The organism is Streptomyces venezuelae (assembly GCF_008642335.1).
In the GTDB taxonomy this organism is placed as follows: Bacteria; Actinomycetota; Actinomycetes; order Streptomycetales; family Streptomycetaceae; genus Streptomyces; species Streptomyces venezuelae_F.
In genome coordinates this window covers 776,315-797,479 of sequence record NZ_CP029191.1, presented here as the reverse complement: position 1 = coordinate 797,479, position 21,165 = coordinate 776,315, and the positions used below count along the sequence as shown (strand labels likewise).

At 71.7% G+C, this 21,165-nt stretch carries 18 protein-coding genes; 12 read left to right on the top strand and 6 right to left on the bottom strand.

Annotation, left to right across the window (positions count from 1 at the left end):
- Positions 1-94 precede the first annotated feature (94 nt).
- Together DEJ49_RS03500 and DEJ49_RS03495 are read left to right on the top strand one after the other, a co-directional pair.
- Positions 95-880: an electron transfer flavoprotein subunit beta/FixA family protein gene (locus DEJ49_RS03500; protein ID WP_150182330.1), complete on the top strand. Its 786-nt coding sequence runs from the start codon at positions 95-97 to the stop codon at positions 878-880.
- Between the two features lie 59 nt (positions 881-939).
- Complete coding sequence (locus tag DEJ49_RS03495; RefSeq protein WP_150182329.1) at positions 940-1,902, top strand: electron transfer flavoprotein subunit alpha/FixB family protein; 963 nt, start codon at positions 940-942, stop codon at positions 1,900-1,902.
- Between the two features lie 57 nt (positions 1,903-1,959).
- Here DEJ49_RS03495 and DEJ49_RS03490 read toward each other — a convergent pair whose 3' ends face one another.
- Positions 1,960-2,718 (bottom strand): endonuclease/exonuclease/phosphatase family protein, encoded by a 759-nt coding sequence (locus tag DEJ49_RS03490; RefSeq protein ID WP_150188025.1) that lies wholly within the window; start codon positions 2,716-2,718, stop codon positions 1,960-1,962.
- Between the two features lie 258 nt (positions 2,719-2,976).
- On the opposite strand from DEJ49_RS03490, the gene DEJ49_RS03485 reads away from it, so the two are divergent.
- The 3 genes from DEJ49_RS03485 to DEJ49_RS03475 all read left to right on the top strand — a co-directional run bounded on the left by DEJ49_RS03485 (position 2,977) and on the right by DEJ49_RS03475 (position 6,543).
- Positions 2,977-4,269, top strand: a complete 1,293-nt coding sequence (locus tag DEJ49_RS03485) for a DUF6986 family protein (RefSeq protein WP_150182328.1) — start codon at positions 2,977-2,979, stop codon at positions 4,267-4,269.
- A gap of 94 nt (positions 4,270-4,363) precedes the next feature.
- Positions 4,364-6,094: a serine/threonine-protein kinase gene (locus DEJ49_RS03480; protein WP_150182327.1), complete on the top strand. Its 1,731-nt coding sequence runs from the start codon at positions 4,364-4,366 to the stop codon at positions 6,092-6,094.
- On the top strand, positions 6,094-6,543 hold the full coding sequence (locus DEJ49_RS03475) for a hypothetical protein (RefSeq protein ID WP_150182326.1): 450 nt from the start codon (positions 6,094-6,096) through the stop codon (positions 6,541-6,543). Before DEJ49_RS03480 ends, DEJ49_RS03475 begins: the two co-directional genes overlap by 1 nt.
- A 45-nt stretch (positions 6,544-6,588) precedes the next feature.
- On the opposite strand, the gene DEJ49_RS03470 is transcribed toward DEJ49_RS03475, so the two are convergent.
- Entirely contained in the window at positions 6,589-7,683 is a 1,095-nt protein-coding gene (locus DEJ49_RS03470; RefSeq protein ID WP_409235446.1) for a LacI family DNA-binding transcriptional regulator, read from the bottom strand.
- Positions 7,684-7,789: 106 nt separating this feature from the next.
- On the opposite strand from DEJ49_RS03470, the gene DEJ49_RS03465 reads away from it, so the two are divergent.
- Positions 7,790-8,761: an ROK family protein gene (locus tag DEJ49_RS03465; RefSeq protein WP_150182325.1), complete on the top strand. Its 972-nt coding sequence runs from the start codon at positions 7,790-7,792 to the stop codon at positions 8,759-8,761.
- A 44-nt stretch (positions 8,762-8,805) separates the two neighbouring features.
- On the opposite strand, the gene DEJ49_RS03460 is transcribed toward DEJ49_RS03465, so the two are convergent.
- Positions 8,806-10,890 (bottom strand): NPCBM/NEW2 domain-containing protein, encoded by a 2,085-nt coding sequence (locus tag DEJ49_RS03460; RefSeq protein WP_190329258.1) that lies wholly within the window; start codon positions 10,888-10,890, stop codon positions 8,806-8,808.
- 276 nt (positions 10,891-11,166) lie between these two features.
- Here DEJ49_RS03460 and DEJ49_RS36835 point away from each other — a divergent pair, with 276 nt between their 5' ends.
- The 3 genes from DEJ49_RS36835 to DEJ49_RS03445 all read left to right on the top strand — a co-directional run bounded on the left by DEJ49_RS36835 (position 11,167) and on the right by DEJ49_RS03445 (position 14,259).
- On the top strand, positions 11,167-11,367 hold the full coding sequence (locus DEJ49_RS36835) for an extracellular solute-binding protein (protein WP_190329257.1): 201 nt from the start codon (positions 11,167-11,169) through the stop codon (positions 11,365-11,367).
- Positions 11,368-11,586: 219 nt separating this feature from the next.
- Positions 11,587-13,494: an SMI1/KNR4 family protein gene (locus tag DEJ49_RS03450; protein ID WP_150182323.1), complete on the top strand. Its 1,908-nt coding sequence runs from the start codon at positions 11,587-11,589 to the stop codon at positions 13,492-13,494.
- An 84-nt stretch (positions 13,495-13,578) separates the two neighbouring features.
- Positions 13,579-14,259 (top strand): YdcF family protein, encoded by a 681-nt coding sequence (locus tag DEJ49_RS03445; protein WP_150182322.1) that lies wholly within the window; start codon positions 13,579-13,581, stop codon positions 14,257-14,259.
- Positions 14,260-14,268: 9 nt separating this feature from the next.
- Here DEJ49_RS03445 and DEJ49_RS03440 read toward each other — a convergent pair whose 3' ends face one another.
- Positions 14,269-15,609, bottom strand: coding sequence for an MFS transporter (locus tag DEJ49_RS03440; RefSeq protein ID WP_223832710.1), 1,341 nt, complete (start codon positions 15,607-15,609; stop codon positions 14,269-14,271).
- Between the two features lie 298 nt (positions 15,610-15,907).
- On the opposite strand from DEJ49_RS03440, the gene DEJ49_RS03435 reads away from it, so the two are divergent.
- On the top strand, positions 15,908-16,594 hold the full coding sequence (locus DEJ49_RS03435; protein ID WP_223832709.1) for a TetR/AcrR family transcriptional regulator: 687 nt from the start codon (positions 15,908-15,910) through the stop codon (positions 16,592-16,594).
- On the opposite strand, the gene DEJ49_RS03430 is transcribed toward DEJ49_RS03435, so the two are convergent.
- A complete protein-coding gene (locus DEJ49_RS03430; protein WP_150182320.1) occupies positions 16,551-16,946 on the bottom strand; it encodes an STAS domain-containing protein in 396 nt (131 codons plus the stop codon). The two genes, DEJ49_RS03435 and DEJ49_RS03430, sit on opposite strands and share 44 nt — an antisense overlap.
- Positions 16,947-17,258: 312 nt before the next feature.
- On the opposite strand from DEJ49_RS03430, the gene DEJ49_RS03425 reads away from it, so the two are divergent.
- Positions 17,259-18,296, top strand: coding sequence for an NUDIX hydrolase (locus tag DEJ49_RS03425; RefSeq protein WP_150182319.1), 1,038 nt, complete (start codon positions 17,259-17,261; stop codon positions 18,294-18,296).
- 131 nt (positions 18,297-18,427) lie between these two features.
- Here the strand turns inward: DEJ49_RS03425 and DEJ49_RS03420 are convergent, their stop codons facing one another.
- Positions 18,428-19,783: a dipeptidase gene (locus DEJ49_RS03420; RefSeq protein ID WP_150182318.1), complete on the bottom strand. Its 1,356-nt coding sequence runs from the start codon at positions 19,781-19,783 to the stop codon at positions 18,428-18,430.
- A 135-nt stretch (positions 19,784-19,918) separates the two neighbouring features.
- On the opposite strand from DEJ49_RS03420, the gene DEJ49_RS03415 reads away from it, so the two are divergent.
- Entirely contained in the window at positions 19,919-21,133 is a 1,215-nt protein-coding gene (locus tag DEJ49_RS03415; RefSeq protein ID WP_150182317.1) for a geranylgeranyl reductase family protein, read from the top strand.
- Positions 21,134-21,165: the final 32 nt, after the last annotated feature.

Genomic DNA, 21,165 nt, shown 5'->3' with positions numbered 1-21,165 from the left:
TCCGCCGCTTCAGGCGCCTATGCTGCCTGCAAGAAGGCAGTAGCCATAAGCCAAGGCAGCAGCCCAGTAAAGACGATGCAGTAGGAGAGCCGGCGTGAGCTTGAGGATCGTTGTCTGTGTGAAGTACGTGCCCGACGCCACCGGCGACCGGCACTTCGCCGATGACCTGACCGTCGACCGCGACGACGTCGACGGCCTGCTGTCGGAGCTCGACGAGTACGCGGTCGAGCAGGCGCTGCAGATCGCCGACGAGGCGGACGACGCGGAGATCACCGTGCTGACCGTCGGCCCCGAGGACGCCAAGGACGCGCTGCGCAAGGCGCTCTCCATGGGCGCCGACAAGGCCGTCCACGTCGAGGACGACGACCTGCACGGCACCGACGTGATGGGCACCTCGCTGGTGCTCGCCAAGGCCATCGAGAAGACCGGTTACGACCTGGTCATCGCCGGCATGGCCTCGACCGACGGCACCATGGGCGTGCTGCCTGCGATCCTCGCGGAGCGCCTCGGCGTCCCGCAGGTCACGCTGCTCTCCGAGGTCTCCGTCGCGGACGGCGTCGTGAAGGGCCGCCGTGACGGCGACACCGCCAGCGAGCAGCTGGAGGCGTCCCTGCCGGCCGTCGTGTCCGTGACGGACCAGTCGGGCGAGGCCCGCTACCCGTCCTTCAAGGGCATCATGGCCGCCAAGAAGAAGCCGGTGGAGTCGCTCGACCTGGACGACCTGGACATCGACGCCGAAGAGGTCGGCCTCGAGGGTGCCTGGACCAAGGTCGACTCCGCCGCCGAGCGTCCGGCCCGCACGGCCGGCACGATCGTCAAGGACGAGGGCGAGGGCGGCAAGCAGCTGGCTGAGTTCCTCGCCGGCCAGAAGTTCATCTGAGCTTCAGTCGCCCCCTCAACCGCCCCAACTTCTTCGTAATCGCAGGAGATTGAAGTCCCATGGCTGAAGTTCTCGTCTACGTCGACCACGTGGACGGCGCCGTCCGCAAGCCCACCCTCGAGCTGCTGACCCTGGCCCGCCGCGTCGGCGAGCCCGTCGCCGTCGCCCTCGGCGCCGGAGCCGAGGCCACCGCCGCCACACTCGCCGAGCACGGCGCGGTGAAGGTCCTCACGGCCGACGCCCCCGAGTTCGCCGACTACCTCGTCGTACCGAAGGTGGACGCGCTCCAGGCCGCGTACGAGGCCGTCTCCCCGGCCGCCGTGCTCGTCCCGTCCTCCGCCGAGGGCAAGGAGATCGCGGCCCGCCTCGCGGTCCGCATCAAGTCCGGCATCATCACGGACGCCGTCGACCTCGAGGCCGGCGACGAGGGCCCGGTGGCCACGCAGTCCGCGTTCGCCGCCTCGTACACCACCAAGTCCCGTGTCTCCAACGGCACCCCGGTCATCACGGTCAAGCCGAACTCGGCCGCCGTGGAGGCCGCCCCGGCCGCGGGCACCGTCGAGGCCCTCACCGTCTCCTTCTCCGAGAAGGCCACCGGCACCAAGGTCGTCTCGCGCACCCCGCGCGAGTCGACGGGCCGCCCCGACCTGACCGAGGCCGCGATCGTGGTCTCCGGCGGCCGCGGCGTCAACGGCGCCGAGAACTTCTCGATCATCGAGGCCCTCGCCGACTCGCTCGGCGCCGCCGTGGGCGCCTCGCGTGCCGCGGTCGACGCCGGCTGGTACCCGCACTCCAACCAGGTCGGCCAGACCGGCAAGTCGGTCTCCCCGCAGCTGTACATCGCGTCCGGCATCTCCGGCGCGATCCAGCACCGCGCCGGCATGCAGACCTCGAAGACCATCGTGGCCATCAACAAGGACGCCGAGGCCCCGATCTTCGACCTGGTCGACTACGGAGTGGTCGGCGACCTCTTCGACGTCGTCCCGGCGCTCACCGAAGAGGTCAAGTCCCGCAAGGGCTGAGCTCAGCGACCCGACGAGGCCCTCGCACCGCACCACGCGGCGCGGGGGCCTCGCGCGTCACAGCGTCAGGCTCGCCTGCACCGGCAGATGGTCGCTCGGGAACTGCCCGCCCGGCGAGAACGTGTTGATCGCCGCCTCATGGACCCGCACCCCCGGTGTCGCGAGGATCCAGTCGATGCGGTCGCCGTCGGGGGTGAGGGGCTTGTACCCGTGGAACGTGGCGTACGCCTTGCTCCGCCGGTCGGCCGCGTCCCAGCTGTCGACGAGACCGGCGCCGAGCAGCGTGTCGTACACCGGGTTCTTGTGCGCGGCCACATTGAAGTCGCCCGTCACGAGCAGCGGCAGGGACCGGTCCAGGCGGGAGAGGCGGTCGACGATCAGCTGCGCGGCACGCGCGCGTGCGTACTGCGACGCGTTGTCGAGGTGCGTGTTGAGCACGTACAGCTCGTCGTCGGTGCGCAGGTCGTGGAAGCGGACCCAGGTGACCATCCGGATGGAGCCGCCGCCCCAGGTGTTGGAGCCGATCACCTCCGGGGTGTCCGACAGCCAGTAGTGGTCGTACTCGACCGGGGCGAGCCTGCGGGTGTCGTGGAAGACGGTCATGAACTCGTTGCGGCTGCCGCCCGCGCGGCCGGTGCCGATCCAGGCGTAGTGCGGCCCGAGATCCGCCGCGATGTCCCGCACCTGCTGGTAGAGGCCTTCCTGGGTGCCGATGATGTGCGGCCTGGCGCGGCGCAGGAGCTCACGGGTGACCGGGCGGCGGTCGGCCCAGGTGTTCGGCGGCGTGGTGCTCGCGTAGCGGAGGTTGAACGACATGACCTCCAGGCGGCGACCCGGGCGCTGCACGGGATCGGTCGGCACACGGTCTCCTTCGGTTCGGGGCGCGCGGCCAGGATGGGGTGCGCGCCTGCGGGTGCGGAAGCAGGATCTGAGACAGCGGCGCGTCGGCGGCGGGTCCACGACACGGGAGGGTGTTGACCAGCACGAAGGTCACAGATAACTTCGCTATACGGATTGTTGATTCCGTGAAGCGGAAATGTCGGGCGCGGCACCGAGCGTGTGGAGGATGCAGGAATGGGTCAGCAAGAGAAGGTGGCGACGAGCCTCGCCGGCGCGGTCAGCGACGGCATCAGCGCTTCCCTCGCCCCGGTGGACGCGGAGCTCGAGCGCCGCTATCCCGGAGACCCAGGCACCCGCCAGCCCGTCCACACCGTGTACGTCCCCGGGGAGCAGTTCGACGCCGACTCGATCCGCACCTGGGGCGACAAGGCCCTGGCGATGCTCGACGAGCACGCACCGGACGCCGCCTCCTTCGCCGCCGTCCTCGGCCTGAGCGACGACCTCGCCGAAGCCGTCTACACGCGCGTGCGCACCAAACTGGAGCGCGAGCCCATTGAAGACCTGCGCATCGACTTCGAGGACGGCTACAAGGGAGCCGACGAGGACCAGGACGCCGCCCGCGCGGCCCGCCTCGTCGCCGAGGCCTACAAGAACGGCACCGCGGCCCCCTACATGGGCATCCGCATGAAGTGCATGGAAGAGGCGGTGCGCGCCCGCGGCATCCGCACCCTCGACATCTTCCTGTCCGGCCTCATGGAGGCGGGCGGCCTCCCCGACGGACTCGTCCTGACCCTGCCCAAGGTGACGTACCCCGAGCAGGTCACCGCGATGGTGCGGCTCCTGGAGGAGTTCGAGAAGGCCCGCGGCATCGAGCGCGGCCGCATCGGCTTCGAGATCCAGATCGAGACCAGCCAGTCCATCCTCGCCACCGACGGCACCGCCGCCGTGGCCCGCATGATCCAGGCCGCCGAGGGCCGCGCCACCGGCCTGCACTACGGCACCTTCGACTACAGCGCCTGCCTCCACGTGAGCGCCGCCTACCAGGCCAGCGACCACCCGGCCGCCGACCACGCCAAGGCCGTCATGCAGGTCGCCGCCGCCGGCACCGGAGTACGCGTGTCCGACGGCTCCACCAACGTCCTGCCCGTCGGCTCCACCGCGAAGGTCCACGACGCCTGGCGGCTCCACTACGGCCTCACCCGGCGCGCCCTGGCCCGCGCCTACTACCAGGGCTGGGACATGCACCCCGGCCACATCCCGACGCGCTACGCCGCCGTGTTCGCGTTCTACCGCGAGGGCTTCGAGGCCGCCGCCGCCCGCCTCGCCGCCTACGCGGGCCACCACGAGGGCGGCGACGTCGCCGACGAGCCCGCCACCGCCAAGGCCCTCGCCGGATACCTGCTGCGCGGCCTGGACTGCGGCGCCCTCGACGCCGGCGAGGTCACCCGCCTCACCGGCCTCACCCTGGCCCGCCTCCAGGGCTTCGCGGGCCCGCGCCGCGGCGACCTCACGAAGTCCGGCAAGTAGCAGCGTGCCAGGTCGGTAACAGCAGCCACTGACGGTCACTGCTGCCCCGTAGTCTGTACGCCACGGAAAGTGGCTTGACAGGAACGGGGCAGCGGTGTTTTCGGGGGATCAGGAACAGACGGGCGAGGCGGGCAGACTCCTCGCCGGGCGCTACCGCGTCGTGGCACAGCTCGGCAGGGGCGGCATGGGCGTCGTGTGGCGCGCCGTCGACGAGGTGCTGCATCGCGAGGTCGCCGTCAAGGAACTCCGTACGTATACGGACGCGGCAGGCCCCGAACTGGCCGACCTGCGCCTGCGCATGCAGCGCGAGGCACGCGCCGCCGCCCGCGTGCGCCACCCCGGAGTCGTCGCCGTGCACGACGTGACGGAGGTCGACGGACGGCCCCTCATCGTCATGGAGCTCGTCGACGGCCCCTCCCTGGACGACGTGTTGCGCGACCGCGGCGCCCTCGACCCCCGCGAAGCCGCCGACATCGGCGCCAAGGTCATGGACGCGCTCGCCGCCGCCCACCGCGTCGGTGTCCTGCACCGCGACGTGAAGCCCGGCAACATCCTCCTGGAGACCGGCGGACGCGTCGTCCTCACCGACTTCGGCATCGCCACGATGGAGGACCCGAACGACGGCTCGGCCACCCACCTCACCCGCAGCGGCGAACTGGTCGGCTCGCTCGACTACCTGGCGCCCGAGCGCGCCCAGGGACACGACCCGGGCCCCGCCTCCGACGTCTGGGCCCTCGGCGCCACGCTGTACGCCGCCGTGGAGGGCTCGTCGCCCTTCCGCCGTACGTCGACGTGGTCGACGCTCACCGCGATCGTCGTCGACCCGCTGCCCGAGCCGCGGCGTTCGGGACCACTGACCCCCGTACTGCGCCAGCTCATGGACAAGGACCCGCAGGCACGCCCCGACGCGGACGCGGCACGGCTGCTGCTCGCGGGCGTGGCGGCCGCCGCGCCCGACAGCGCGGTCCCGGCCCGGCAGGCGCCCTACGGGCCGACGGAGCGCAGCATCCCGGCCGCACCGCCCCCGGGCTTCGGCCCGCCACCGGCGGTGACGCAGGCGCCCCCCATGGCGCCCGGCCCCGCGTCGCCGAACCGCGCGGAGACCCGTGCCGAGATGCGGTCGACGCAGCGCCGCCCGCGCCGCGGACGCGCACTCCTCGCCGCCGCTGCCGTCGCCGTCGTCCTGGCGGCGACCGGAGCCACGGTGGCCGTCCTCAACGGCAAGGAGGACAAGAGCGACCAGGCCCGGGAAGGCACGTCACCCGCAGGCGCGGCGTCCAACGACGACGACGGCAGCCGCGGCCCCCTCGGCGGCGAGTCGGAGCGGCCCAAGCCGTCGGGGCAGGGCGACGAGAAGCCCCGCGAGCCGCGCACGAAGCCGTCCGACGACGCGAAGGACGGCGACAAGAGGGACGCCACCGGCAAGGACGACAAGGACGACAAGGACGCGTCCGACCGGGACACCGACAAGAGCAAGGACGACGGCAAGACCCCGTCCCGCCCCGACGCCACCAAGCCCACCGAGGGCGGCTCCGCGCCGGATCCGGTCTGTCACCCGGCGGGCGGCGGCAAGTACAACTGCGACGTGTGGCGCACGGCGAACTCGTACACCGCGGGCGGTGCCCGGGTCGGCACGCTGAACGCGGGCACCAACTATTTCTACTGCCAGCAGAACCTGGGCCGCCGCGAGACGTCCGGCCAGTGGACGAACGTCTGGTGGGCCAAGACGGACGACGACAGCGGCAACACGAACGTCTTCGTCAGCGACGTCTACTTGAAGGGCGGCGACAACGACAAGCCGCTGCCCGGACTGCCGGTCTGCTGATGAGCGAAACGCTGTACGCCCGCGTCCAGGCCGCCACGGAGGGCACGTCGTACCGCCTGCGGCGGACTGGCCGCGGCTTCGACATGACGGTCAACGTTCCGCAGGTGGGCCGGCACACCACACAGGTGCACACCTACCGCGTAGAACTGCAGCCGCGCGAAAAAACCTTCACCATGACGGACATCGTCCGCACGCGGGGCGAGTCCGGCGGCCGCACGGTGGAGCGCGGCCGCGCCCGATACCGGACCTGGAGCCGCTCCCTGGACGGCAGCGAGCGGACGTCGTTCTCCTCCGCCGACGGCCACAGGCTGATCCGCGCGGCCGCACAGGAACTGGGCTGGCAGGAGCTCCGGCCCCCTACGGCGAAGGTGGCTCTGGTCTTCGGTGCCATCGGCGGCCTGCTGGCCCTCGGCATGCTCATCGCCCTCGCGGTGGTCTTCTGGCCCTGAATGCCCCGAAAGTTCTGAACAAGGTGACGGCGGCAGATGTCTGGACTACCGGTCCGCGGGCGGCAGTTCCCCCGACCCGCGCGTGATGAGCCGCGTCGGCAGCTCGATCCGTTCCGGGGCCTCCGACGCGCCGTCGAGCTGACGGAACAGCCGTTCCGCCGCCGTCCTGCCCAGCTGTGCCGCGTCCTGCGCGACGACGGTCACGCCGGGGTTCAGCAGGTCCGCCAGCTCGATGTCGTCGAAGCCGACGAGGGCCACGGGGCGGTCGAGCGAGGCCAGGACGCGTACGACCGTCACCGTCACCCGGTTGTTGCCCGCGAACACCGCCGTGACCGGCTCCGGGCCGCTCAGCATCGTCTCGGCCGCCACGCGCACCCGCTCCGGATCGGTGACGCCGAGCGACACCCACGCCTCGTCGACGGGAATGTCCGCGTCCTCCATCGCCGCGCGGTACCCGCGCAGGCGCTCTATCGCGGTGTGGATGCGCGGCTGGTCGCCGATGAAGCCGATGCGGCGGTGCCCGTGGGCGATGAGGTGCGCGACGCCGTTCCGCGCGCCGCCGAAGCTGTCGGAGAGCACCACGTCGGCGTCGATCTTCCCGGCGGGCCGGTCGACGAAGACGGTGGCGACACCGGCGGCGATCTCCGGCTCCAGGTAACGGTGGTCGTCCCCGGCCGGAATCACCACGAGCCCGTCGACACGCCGCGCGCACAGCGCGAGCACCAACTCCTGCTCGCGGTCCGGGTCCTCCGCGCTCGACCCGTTGATCAGCAGCGCGCCGTGCGCCCGCGCGACCTCCTCGACGGCACGGCTCAGCGGGCCGTAGAAGGGGTCGGCCAGATCCTCCAGTACGAGGCCGATGCTGGCGGTGCGCCCCTTGCGCAGGACGCGCGCACTGTCGTTGCGGCGGAAGCCCAGCGCGTCGATGGCCTCCTGCACGCGGCGCTCGGTGTCGGGGGTGACGCCCGGCTCGCCGTTCACGACGCGGGACACGGTCTTGAGGCCGACCCCCGCGCGCGCGGCGACGTCCTTCATGGTCGGCCGGTTGCCGTACCGGTTCTCGGGTCGTCGGGCGGCGGTCTCGGCCACGGTGCGCTGTCCTGTCCTGTCGTCCACGAGGTGGTCCATGATGTGGTCCATGAGCATGTGGCGTCGAGCATAGGGCCTGGACAACGTTGTCAGATGCAAGGGAGACTGACCTTCGCACTCTCTCCGGCCTGCCGATACACCAGGAGACCCGACACAGATGCACATGGACCTCGTCGCCGCACTCGACATCGGCGGCACCAAGATCGCCGGAGCCCTGGTGGACGGGCGCGGCCGTATCCTCCTGCGGGCGCAGCGTCCGACGCCCGCGCGTGAGGACGGCGACACGGTGATGCGGGCGGTCGAGGAGGTCCTCGGCGAGCTGACCGCCGGCGACCTGTGGGGCCGCGCGACAGCCGTGGGCATCGGCAGCGCGGGCCCCGTGGACGCCTCCGCGGGCACGGTCAGCCCGGTCAACGTCCCTGGCTGGCGCGGCTACCCGCTGGTCGACCGCGTCCGCGCGGCGACAGGCGGGCTTCCCGTCGTCCTGGTCGGCGACGGCGTGGCGATGACGGCCGCCGAACACTGGCAGGGCGCGGCGCGCGGCCACGACAACGCGCTGTGCATGGTCGTGTCCACGGGCGTCGGCGGCGGCCTCGTCCTCGGCGGCAAGCTGCACGCGGGCCCCACGGGCAACGCGGGGCACATCGGCCACATCAGTGTGGACCTCGACGGCGACGCCTGCCCGTGCGGTGCGCGGGGCTGTGTCGAACGGATGGCGAGCGGCCCGAACATCGCGCGCCGCGCCATCGAAGGCGGCTGGCTCCCCGGCGCCGACGGCGACACGTCGGCGGCCGCGGTGGCGACCGCCGCCCGTGCCGGTGACCCCGTGGCGCTCGCCTCCTTCGAACGGGCGGCCCAGGCGCTGGCCGCCGGGATCGCCGCCACGGCCACCCTCGTCGAGATCGACATCGCGGTGATCGGCGGGGGAGTGGGGAAGGCGGGCGACGTGCTCTTCACCCCGCTGCGCCGCGCCCTGCGGGACTACGCCACGCTGTCCTTCGTACGCCAACTGACCGTGGCGCCCGCGTTGATGGGCACGGACGCGGGGCTGGTGGGCGCGGCCGCGGCCGCGCTCGACCTGGAGCCGAGCGCGACGGCGCGCCTGGCCGCTCCCGCTGCCGGACGCTAGGCCCTGTTCGGGGGCGCGGGGCAGGCGGGCTTCCGACGCAGGCCCTAACAGCTCAACGTGGCCTCCGCCCAGTCGCCGTGGTCGGAGTCGATGCCGTCGCCGCCGTCCGTGACGACGAGGCGTACGACCTGGGCTCCGCTCACGTCCGCGGAGATTTCCTGCGCGGGCATCGCGTTGGTGAGGACACCGGTCGAGGCGGCCTTCCTGCCGTCCGCCCAGATCTCGAAGGCGACCGTGCCCTTCACGATCGTCTCGTCGTCGACGCCGACCCGCGCGGTGACCTTCTCGCAGGCCGCCCCGGTGTAGTACTCGACGGCGCTCTCCGCGTGCGCGCCGAGCCCCTTCGCGTACACCTTGCCGCCGATCGTGATCGGCCTGCCGTCGCCGAGGCCGCTCTCCCCATTGCTGGTGTTGCGCTCCACGGGTCCCCAGCCATTGGTCGCCGACAGCCACGGCAGGTCGCCGAGGAGCGAGTCGCCGGCCGGGGGCGCCACGACCACCTGGGCGGAGAGCGGCAGCACCGTCTCCGCGCGGACGCCCTGCGGTGAGCGGTACGTGGCCTTCAGACGCACGTCGTACGATCCCGGCTTCGTGCCCGTCGGCGCGGTGACGGTCCAGGACGTGGCGAGCGACGTGCCGGTCCGCAGCGAGCGCGCCGTGCTGGGCGATGTGGCCTTCACGGTCCACCCCGAGGGCGCGCCGAGCGTCACGGCGACCCGCTGGGCGGGCGTACGGCCCAGGTTCGTGACCTCGGACGTCACGTCGGCGGGCTTGCCGGCCTCAACGAACAGGCCGCCCTTCAGGCCAAGTTCGATGGCCGGCGGGTGGTGCGCCCACTTGCCGTCGGCGGAGACGCGCAGCAGTACGGTGCCGTGCGCGGGGACGGTCGCCGCGATCCGGCCGGCCGTGTTGTAGCTCTTGTGCTGCCACAGGTCGCGCAGGGTGTACGCGTCGGCGTCGGGAAGTCCGACCGCCTTCGCCGTCGTGGCGACGGACTGCGGGCTGCCGGTCTCGTTGAAGAGGGCGACGGCGCGGCTGCCGTCCTTCATCTCCTTGGCGACGACCCAGCGTCCGCCCTGCGACGAGACGACCTCGCCCTGCTTGCCCAGCGGGTCCTGGTCGACGGCGATGACTTCCTTGTTGCCGAGGATCTCGAAGGTCTCGGGGGTGGCCTTGCGCAGGTCGGAGCCGATGAGCAGGGGCGCGGCCATGATCGACCACATCGAGAAGTGGGTGCGGTACTCGGTGCCGGTCATGCCGCCGTTGCCGACCTCGAGCATGTCGGGGTCGTTCCAGTGGCCGGGACCGGCGTACTTCGCGAGCGGCAGGTTCCTCTTCATGATCGACAACATGGAGCCCCAGTTGTCGCTGATGTCACCGGTGGTGCGCCAGAGGTGGCCGACGTCCGCCGCCCATTCCCAGGGCTTGTTCTCGCCCCATTCGCAGATGCTGTAGACGATGGGCCTTCCGGTGCTTTCGGAGGCGGCCTTCAGCGCGTCGCGCATGGCGATGTACCGCTGCTTGGCGTCGACACCCTGGTTGTTGCAGTTGTCGTACTTGAGATAGTCGACGCCCCAGTCCGCGAACTGCTGGGCGTCGCTGCGCTCATGCCCGAGGGCACCGGGGAAGCCCGCGACATTGCAGGTCTTGGTGCCCGCGCTCGTATAGATGCCGAGTTTGAGGCCTTTGGAGTGGACGTAGTCGGCGACCGCTTTGATCCCGTTGGGAAAACGGACGGGATCGGGCACCAGTTTGCCGTTCGCGTCACGCTGCGGAAGCGCCCAGCAGTCGTCGAGATTGACGTACTGGTATCCGGCGTCCTTCAGCCCCTTCTCGACGAAGATGTCCGCGATTCCCTTGACCATCGCCTCGTCGAACTCCGCGCGGCAATGGGTGGAGTTCCAGTTGTTGAAGCCCATGGGCGGAGTGCGGGCGAGACCGTCGGGGAGCTTCACCGAGGGGGCGGCGGGGTTCGGCATGGCAGCGGGTGGGGCGTCGGCGGGTGGGGTGGCGGCGTCACGGGTGGTGGCGCCCGCGGCGGGCGTGGCGAGCCCGGCGGCGCAGAGCAGGGCGGCGGTCAGTGATCCGACCACTCTCGTACGGGTGGTGCGGGCTGGGAGATGACGCATCGTTACGTTCCTCCGTACTCGCATACTCATGGCAGTCATCGTTCAGTGGGTCTGCCGGGCCGTCAGGTGAGCCCGACATGACAGGACATCGGATGTCCCGGCCGCCTCTGCCCCGGCTCTCCCGGCGGCAACGAGAACGAGGTCACCGTCGGTTCCAACTTCTCCGACACGGTACCGAAGAAGGCGTTCCAGGACGCTTTCGACGCGTACGAGAAAAAGACCGGGAAGACGGTCGAGGTTTTCGCGGAGAAGGGCCTGCGGGTCGACATCAGCGACGTGTGGCAGGACTTCAGTGGTTTCTCGCAGACGCCGAAGGACCAGTCCACGCACGAGGGCAAGCAGTACTTCGTTCCGTACTACTACTATCCGTGGGCCGTCTTCCACCGCAAGAGCGTCTTCGACAAGCAGGGGTACGAACAGGCCAAGACTCGGGGCGAGTTCATCGCGCCGGCCAAGAAGAGGGCGGGGAAGGGGTGAGGCGCCACGACCGGCTCGCAGGAGGCTCCCATGCCTCGGCGGCGAAACCCCTCTGACGCCGCATCCAAAACCGCCCCTGCCCACGAAGTACTTCACGCAGGGACGTACCCGGACCCCCGACCGGGCACGGCCCTGCACCCGGTGCGGCCGCTGGCGTCGGGCGGCCATCGACCCCGACGCCAGCGGCAATTGTCAGTGGTGGCTGTCACGATGGCACGCATGGAGATCTTCGAGTGGGGGCCCTGGCTCGAGCGGTGGAGCGGGGAGTGGCTGGACGCGCTGGCCGCGAGTGAGCCGGAGGAGTTCGAGGAGCTGGACGAGGACGTCGTGCGGAGCCGTTGGCTGGGGTTCGGTCCGGCCGGTTCCGAGCGGATGGCCGCGTTGGAGGAGCGCTTGCGCGGGCTGGGGATCGCGGTGCCGCTGCCGCCCTCGCTGCGCTCCTTCCTCGAGGTGACGGATGGTTGGCGGCACGCGGGGGGTTCCGTCTATCTGCTGGCGGGAGCGGATGACATCGTGCCGTACGGGGATCCGTTCCGGCTGCAGAAGTCGTACGAGGAGAAGGTGGGGGAGAACCCCACCGCGCAGGAAGTGCTGCACGCCGGCATGTGGGGGCGTGCCTTGCAGCTGTCGCTCGACTCCGACATGACCGACGTGCTGCTCGACCCGGGAGAGGTGGACGCGGACGGGGAGTGGGCGGTCTACGTACACCATGGGTGGAGCGGTGAGGGACCCGAACGGTACGAGTCGTTCCGCGCGTTCATGGAGGAGATGTACAAGGACCTCTACCGATCGGGCGGCAGCGATCCCGGGTTCGAGAACGGGGTGACGCGTGAGCTCGACGACCGGGTGGAGGAGGCCAGACTGCGGTGTCTGGCGGGCGAGTTGGACGAGGCGCTCGCCGTCTTCGGTGAGGCTGCGGACCTCGGCAGACCGCGGGCGCAGCTCCTGGCCTCCCAGCTGCGGGCGCTGCTCGACGGGCACGGCTGGGTGCCGGTCGATCCGCGTATGGACGACCCGTTGTACGCGGGTGAGGTACTGCCACTGAAGGTCCGGGGCCATCTGCGCGAGGGGCGGGCGGACGACCGTTTCGTGCTCGGTCCTGCGAGCGATGACTATGCGTCGGACAGGGAGCGGGCCGAGGTGGTCCTGGAGCGGATCAGGCGGCGTACGTACGAGTACGAGTCGCCCGGTGTCTTCGGACGTGCCGTCAAGGAGGCCAGGGAGCTGGCGCGGTGGGGCGACACGGACGGCGCCTGGCGGGTGCTCGCGGGAGCGGTTCCGCGGTGGGAACCGTACTCGGACGATCACATCGCTCCGTTCGGGCTGCTCGGCGATCCGGTGCTCGGTCCGGTGATCACACCGGAGCGGGGCCGGGAGCTGCTGCGCACCCCTCGGGCCGGGCAGGGGGAGGCGATTCCCGTTCCTGTGCCTGCCGCCGCCACGGTCGAGAGCGTGCGCGACGGGCTCGCCTGGCTGGCGGACGAGGAGAGCATGGGCGGGCTCCGCCGCGGCGCGTACCGGTTCGTCCTGGTCGAGGGCGTGCGGCCCGAGGAGTTGGCGGAGCGGTTCGGGACGGGGCCGTTGGAGCCGGTGGCGAGCGGGGCGGAACTCCTCGGGCTCGAGTACGCGTGGCAGGGGGAGCGGCGTGGGCCCATGGCCCGCATAGGTGCCGTGGGACGGCCTGGCGCCGCAGGCAGCTGGAGTTTCGCCTTCGAGTCGCACCGCATGCTCGGCTCCGACCCGGACCGTCCGGCCCACCCGGGCGCCGAACTGTCGCGCGGCACCCGCGCGCTCACCGTCTGGCGGCATGACGGCCTGTTCCACTTCGCCTGCGTCGAGGACGGCGAGGAGCGCCATGGCTTCACCGTCCACGGGGCCAACCGCCTCCAATGGGGCGAGCTCCCCGCGGAGCTGGCCCCCGACCACCTGTTCCCGGACCCCGCCGGACCGGCCGCCGACCGCGCGGACGAGAGCCGTGCCCTGCGTGCGATAGCGGACACGTACGAGGTGTCACTGCCGCGCTTCGCCCTCACCGAGGGCAGACTGCCGACCCAGCCGACCCGACTCCGGACCAGACCCACGGGGCCGGGCGAGCAGCATGCGACGGTAACGATCACTCCCCGCTGAGCTGAGGCGACCTGCGCCGTGGCAATCTGCGCGTCAGTGCAGTGCCGCGAATGCCGCGGTACTTAAGTGTTTTAGGGTCGCCGCATGCGGCGGCGTAGGTCAGGACTGGTGGGGGCAGCGGTGGGAGCCGGGGTTGTGGTGGGCTGGGGTGAGTGGCTGAACTGGCGCTGGTCCCGCAGTTGCGTGGGCAGCGGCGGCGGGGGTTCTTCGGAGGCCGTGGTGGTGCTGGGGTACCGGAACCCGCAGGCGGCGGCGAACCTGATCAACCGCTGGCGCGTCCGTGCCGGGATCCGCTCCATCACCGCCACTGGTTCCACGACCACCGCCACCGGCTCCACCGCCCGCTCCACCACCGGCCCCGGCCCCGGCACCACGCAGACCACCCGCGTCATCTTCAGCGGCGGTGCGACCGGTACGGGCGCGACGGAGGCCCAACTAATGACCGACTACGCCAAGTCGGTCCTCGGATTCGACGGCACGGTGCTCCTCGAAGACCGGTCCACGACCACCTGGGAGAACATCACCAACGTCATCCCACTCCTCGAAGGCGTGGACCGCATCAAGATCGCCTCGCAGCCGGCCCACGCCCTCAAGGCCCGTGCGTACCTGCGGCGGCAGCGCCCCGACCTCGCGGAGAAGCTGGTCCGCGCGGAGGACTACCGCCCCGGCGAGTGGATGCCTGCCAAACCGCTGCTGGCCCTGTACGGACTGTGGACACTTCGCGGTTTCACGCCCGACGAACGGAAGCGGAAGGCGGCGTCGTAGAGCCGCGAGTCACGCCCTCCCCGCCCTGATCCTCCGCGCCATCAGACCCCCCGCCGCCGCCAGCACCGCCGTGAGCGTGAACGTCGCCGTCAGCGCCACCGACACCGACGCCCCGTGCGCGTCCGACAGCGCCACCGCCGCGCCCCCGAGACCGCTGAGCACCGCGACCGCCAGCGTCTGCGCGAGCTGCATCGCCCCGCTCGCCTCGCCCTGCCGGTCGGCCGGAGCCTGTTCCATGGTGTCGGTGGTCGCCGCGTTGAAGGCGACGCCCATTCCCGCGCCGCCGATCGCCCACCCCGCCACAGCCGTCAACGAAGGTGTCGCGTCGACCAGGACGCCCAGCGCCATCACCACGATGCCGACGAGCAGCACCGCGAACCCCGCCCCGATCGGCACCGCCCGCGATCGCCCGCTCCAGCGGCCGTCGGCCCTGCCCTGCCAGGCCGCGCCCAGCACCCACGTGATCGCGCCCGCCGAAAGGCCGAGCCCCGCCTCCGTCGCGCTCAGCCCCCGTAGCTCGACGAGGCCGAGCGGCAGGAACGCCTCGCTCCCGAAGTACGCGCCGCAGAGCAGGAAACGCAGGACGACCCCCGTCGGCACACCCCGCCGCGCGCTGAGCGTGCCGGCCGGAGTGACCGAGCGCAGCGCCACGACGGCCGCGCCGCCACCGGCCAGTACCAGCACGGCCAGCAGAACGGGTCGGCGCAGTTCCAGGCCGGCCAGCAGGATCCCCGTGCCCCCGGCGAGCAGCACGCTGCGCGCCACCGGCGTGGACCACCACGGTCCGTCGTCCGCCGCGGGCGGCTGTCCGGGCCCGCCGAGACGACGCAGCGGGGGCAGCGCGAGCGCGGCCGCCAGGGCCACCAGCGGCAGGAGGAGCACGAACACGCCCCGCCACGACACGTGGTCGGAGATGAGCGCGGCGATCGTCGGACCGATCAGCGAGGGAACGGTCCAACCGCCCGACACGAGCGCGAACATCCGGGCACGCAGCCGCTGCGGATAGGCCAGGGCGATCGCGGTGTACGCGAGGGCCATGACGGCGCCGACCCCCAGCCCTTGCAGGAAGCGTCCGGTGAGGAACAGCGGCCAGTTCGGCGCCGACCCGGCCAGCGCGCAGCCGACGGCGAAGACGGCGAGGCCGAGGGCCAGCGGGCGGGCCGGGCCGCGCCGGTCGGCGGCGCGGCCCGCGGCGACGGTGCCGATGAGGTTGGTGAGCATCAGCGCGGACAGGCCCCAGCCGTACGCGCCGAGGCCGCCGAGCCTGCCCGCGATCTCGGGCAGAACGGTGGCCACGCCCATCGACTCGAAGGCGACCAGGCCGACCGAGAGCACGATGCCCCAGGTCAAGGCGGCGTGGGGAGCGCGAAAGACACTTTCGCGGGCGACCTCCGCGGCGTCCATGACGCCCCCGGCGGACGCGGCGCCCCCTGCGGACGTGGCGCTCCCAGCGGATGCGGCGCTCCCCACAGACATGGCGCCTCCGTCAGACGTGGCATCCCCAGCGGTCGTCGCGTCCATGGCAGACGCGGTGTTTGCGGCCGTCGTGGCCCCCGCCGTCTTCGGCTCCCGCTCGTGCAAGGCAACCCCCTCCTTTACGTTTCGATCCGGACCGGAACGAAACGTCATGCTACCTATACTCGCCCCCATGGCAACCCCCGACCCCGCGCGGTCCCGCCCCGCCGGACGCCCTCGTGACGCCCGGCTCGACGAGGCGATCCTGACGGCGACTCAGGAGCTGCTGGAGGAGGCGGGCTATCCCAGCCTGACGATGGAGGCGGTGGCCCGGCGTGCCGGTACGACCAAGCCCGCCATCCGGCGCCGCTGGCCGTCCAGGCAGCATCTCGTCATCGCCGCGCTGGCCGACACGATGGGGACCGCGCCCACACCGGACACGGGGTGCACGCACTGCGACCTGATCCAGGGCATCGACAGCCTCAGCCGTGCCTTCGGAGGGAGCCTCGGGCGGCGTACGCTGCCGGCGCTCATGGCCGAACTCGCCGACGACCCCGCCCTGGACCGCGTCTTCACCGAGACGATCTTCCACCCCAGGAGGGCCACCACGGAGGCGGCCCTACGGCGGGGCGTCGAGCGCGGCGACATCCGGCCCGACGCCGACATCGACCTGCTCCTGGACATGCTCGGCGCCCCGACCTACCACCGGGTCCTCTTCGGTCACCTGCCCGTGACGGACACCCTCGCCCATGACGTCGTGATGACCGTCATGGGCGGGGCGGCGACACCGAGTTGGCGCGAGCACTACCAGCTCCACCACGAGGCGGCGCGGAGCCTCAGGACGCCTCGTGGTCGGGCGGGTCGAGGAGCGCCGCGCTGAGCGTCGGCGCCGGTGACAGGGCCGCGCTGAGCTTCGTGACCCGCAGCATGCGCAGGGTCAGCCGGTGCGAGCAGACGATGCACAGGCGCCCGCCTCGCGCCGTCACCCTCCGGTGGGCCCGCATGAGCAGGGAGAGCCCGGAACAGTCGATGAACGTGATCCGGCTCAGGTCGATGACCACGACGGGCTCGGGGCCCGCGGTCACGGCGTCCATCAGGGCCACCGTGCGCTGGTAGGCCACCAGGTCGATCTCCCCGTGGAGTTCGATCACTATCGCGTGGTCGAGTCCGTACACCCGCGGAGGCTGATCGGAGACCTCGCGCGTGAATGTCTTCAGTTCGTGCTGCCGCATCCATCCCCCCAGCGCCGGCGCCGACATGCTCCGGGGGAGCGTGGCGCAACGGGAGTGCCAGTTATGAGAGGCGCCCGGGGACTGGGGGGCCTGCCGGGGAAAACGCTAGCGGGGGTGGATGCGCCCCGCAGTGCGGGAACGATTCACGGAAGGGCAGCACCACACCTTGGGGTGAAGTTGCGCCGATCCCCTTGACGGCGAGGCGGGGAGCGACACCTGGGGCCGTGGGCGGCCTCCGCTCCCATCAGGGCCGGGTTTCCATGGCAGGGTGTTGCGGGCAAGCCACAGGGGGCCAACAGAAGAGGGGGAACCGTGATCGTCTGGATCAATGGTGCGTTCGGCGCGGGGAAGACGAGCGCCGCACGGGAACTGATCGAGCTGATCCCGAACAGCACGCTCTTCGACCCCGAGGTCATCGGCGGCACCCTGCCCCACCTCCTGCCGCCCAAGCGCCTCGACGAGGTGAACGACTATCAGGACCTGCCGATCTGGCGCCGTCTGGTCATCGACACCGCGGCCGCGATGCACGCCGAGGTCGGCGGCGTCCTCGTGGTGCCGATGACACTGCTGCGGCAGGAGTACCGCGACGAGATCTTCGGTGGTCTCGCGGCGCGCAGGATCAGCGTGCACCACGTTCTGCTCGCACCCGACGAAACGATCCTGCGCGAGCGGATATCCGGCCGTCCCGTGCCGCAGGAGCCCGACGGCGATCTGCGGGTGCGGCAGTGGGCCTTCGACCACGTAGAGCCGTTCCGCGCGGCCCGCGCCGCCTGGCTCGACGGCGACGCCCACGTCGTCGACACCAGCGTCCTCACGCCCTTCGAGACCGCCGAACGTATCGCCGAGGCCGTCCGCAACGGCGCCGCGCCCGTCTGCGACATCGTGCAGACACCGGAGCCCACCGCCGAGACCCTCGCCGCCGGGGTGCTGCTCTTCGACGAGCAGGACCGGGTACTCCTGGTCGACCCCACGTACAAGGCCGGCTGGGAGTTCCCCGGAGGTGTCGTCGAGCCCGGCGAGGCGCCCGCGCGCGCGGGCGTGCGCGAAGTCGCGGAGGAGACCGGCATCGAACTCACCGGCACCCCGCCCCTGCTGGTCGCCGACTGGGAACCGCCGAATCCGCCCGGCTACGGAGGGATGCGCTTCCTCTTCGACGGCGGGCGGCTCGACAGCGGCGCGGTCAGCATGCTCCTGCCGGGGCCCGAACTCCGCGACTGGCGCTTCGTCACCGAACAGGAAGCGGCCGACCTGCTGCCCGCCGTGCGCTACGAACGACTGCGCTGGGCGCTCCGTGCGCGGGAACGCGGCGCCACGCTCTACCTGGAGGCGGGCATCCCGCTCCCCGGCTAGCCACCCGCACGGGCGCGCGGCACTGCGTCGACCACGAGAAGGAGCCCCGTCCGTAGACGGGGCTCCTTGGCCGCGCCGGCAGAGGCCGGCTCGGCGGGGTGCGCTCAGACGCGCTCAGTTGGCCGCCGCGCTCAGTTGGCCGCGTACTTCTGGAGGAACAGCGCCTCGGCCACCGAGAGCCGCTCCAACTCCTCCGGCGACACGCTCTCGTTGACCGCGTGGATCTGCGCCTCCGGCTCGCTCAGGCCGATCAGCAGGATCTCCGCGCGCGGGTAGAGCGTCGAGAGGGTGTTGCAGAGCGGGATCGAGCCGCCCTGGCCCGCGTACTGCATCTCCTCGCCGGGGTAGGCCTCGCCCATCGCCTCGGCCATCGCCGCGTACGCCGGGCTCGTCGTGTCCGCGCGGAACGGCTGGCCCTGCCCGATCTGCTCCGTCCGTACCCGCGCACCCCACGGAGTGTGCGACTCCAGGTGCGCCTGGAGCAGCTTCGTCGCCTCGGCCGCGTCCACGCCCGGCGGCACCCGCAGGCTGATCAGCGCCCGCGCGGCCGCCTGCACCGACGGCGTCGCGCCGACCACCGGCGGGCAGTCGATGCCGAGGACCGTGACGGCGGGGCGCGCCCAGATGCGGTCGGCGACCGTGCCCTCACCGATGAGCCCCACACCGTCGAGGACCTTCGCGTCCCTGCGGAAGTCGCTCTCCGCGTACTGCAGCCCGTCCCAGACGGCGTCGCTCGTCAGACCGTCGACCGTCGTCGAACCGTCCTCGGCGCGCAGCGAGTCGAGCGTGCGCACCAGCGCGGCCAGCGCGTCCGGGGCGGCGCCGCCGAACTGCCCGGAGTGCAGGTTCCCTTCGAGGGTGTCGACACTGACACGTACGAGCGTCATGCCGCGCAGCGTCGACGTCACCGTCGGCAGACCGACGCGGAAGTTGCCCGCGTCGCCGATGACGATGGTGTCGGCCGCCAGCAGGTCGGGGTGCTCCTCCGCGTACCGCTCCAGGCCGCCCGTGCCCTGCTCCTCGGAGCCCTCCGCGATCACCTTCACGTTCACCGGCACGCCGCCGTTCGCCTTCAGGGCGCGCAGCGCGAGCAGGTGCATGATGACGCCGCCCTTGCAGTCGGCGCTGCCCCGGCCGTACCACCGGCCGTCGCGCTCCGTCAGCTCGAACGGCGGGGTCGCCCACGCGGTCTCGTCGAGCGGCGGCTGGACGTCGTAGTGCGCGTACAGCAGGACCGTCGGCGCGCCCTCGGGGCCCGGCAGGAAGCCGTACACCGACTGCGTGCCGTCCGGGGTGTCGAGCAGCGCCACGTCCTGGAAGCCCTCGGCGCGCAGCGCGTCCGCCACCCAGCTCGCGGCGGCCTCGCTCTCGCTCCTCGGGAACTGGTCGAAGTCCGCCACCGACTTGAAGGCCACCAGTTCGGTGAGCTCCGCCTTCGCCCTCGGCATCAGTGAGGCGACGGTCTCGGCGATCGGATTCGGCGACATGGGCACGCTCCTCGTGGGTGCGACGTTGTACGGGTGAGTACATGTGATCCTCCCACAGGAGGGACCGGGGAGGGTCCGCCGTAGGATGCCGGGGGAAAGCGCGGCCAACAGCGGGATCAGGAGCGGTAGACCAACGTGAGCAGCGAGAACTCAGCGGACGACACCCGGCACGTGTGGGACGTCGTCGTGGTCGGAGCCGGCCCTGCGGGGGCCTCGGCGGCCTATGCGGCGGCGGTCGCGGGACGTACGGTCCTCCTCCTGGAGAAAGCCGACATCCCTCGGTACAAGACGTGTGGCGGCGGCATCATCGGCCCCTCGCGCGACTCCCTGCCGCCCGGCTTCGAGTTGCCGCTGCGCGACCGGGTGCACGCGGTGACGTTCACCCTCGACGGCAAGTTCAGCCGCACCCGCCGCTCACGGCAGATGCTGTTCGGGCTGATCAACCGTCCCGAGTTCGACCAGCAGCTCGTGGAGCACGCGCAGAAGGCCGGTGCCGAGCTGCGCACCGGCGTCACCGTCGCGCGCGTGGAGCAGCACGGCACCGAGGTGCCCGACCGGCGCACCGTCGCCGTGGTGCTGCAGGGCGGCGAGACGGTCCTGGCACGGGCGGTGGTCGGTGCCGACGGCAGCGCGAGCCGCATAGGCGCGCACGTCGGCGTGAAGCTGGACCAGGTCGACCTCGGTCTGGAGGCCGAGATCCCGGTGCCCGAGACCGTCGCAGAGGACTGGGCAGGCCGGGTCCTCATCGACTGGGGACCCATGCCGGGCAGTTACGGATGGGTGTTTCCCAAGGGCGACACCCTCACCGTCGGTGTGATCTCCGCGCGTGGCGAAGGAGCGGCCACCAAGCGGTATTTGGAGGACTTCATCGCCCGGCTCGGCCTCGCGGGCTTCGAGCCAAGCATCTCGTCCGGGCACCTGACGCGGTGCCGTGCCGACGACTCGCCGCTCTCCCGCGGCCGCGTCCTCGTCTGCGGTGACGCGGCGGGCCTCCTGGAGCCGTGGACCCGCGAGGGCATCTCCTTCGCGCTGCGCTCGGGGCGGCTCGCGGGGGAGTGGGCGGTGCGGATCGCCGAGGCGCACGACGCGGTGGACGCGCGCCGCCAGGCCCTGAACTACGCCTTCGCCATCAAGGCCGGCCTCGGCGTGGAGATGAGCGTCGGCCGCCGCATGCTCAAGGCCTTCGAGCGCCGCCCCGGCATGCTGCACACGGCGATCACGGGGTTCCGGCCCGCGTGGAACGCGTTCGCGAGGATCACGCGCGGCTCGACGACGCTGGGCGAGCTGGTGCGTACGCATCCGATGGTGGGGCGGGTGCTGCAGGCGCGGGGCGAGAAGGACGACCGCTAGCGGCCGTCGTCCCTCTTCCTTCCACCCCGTCC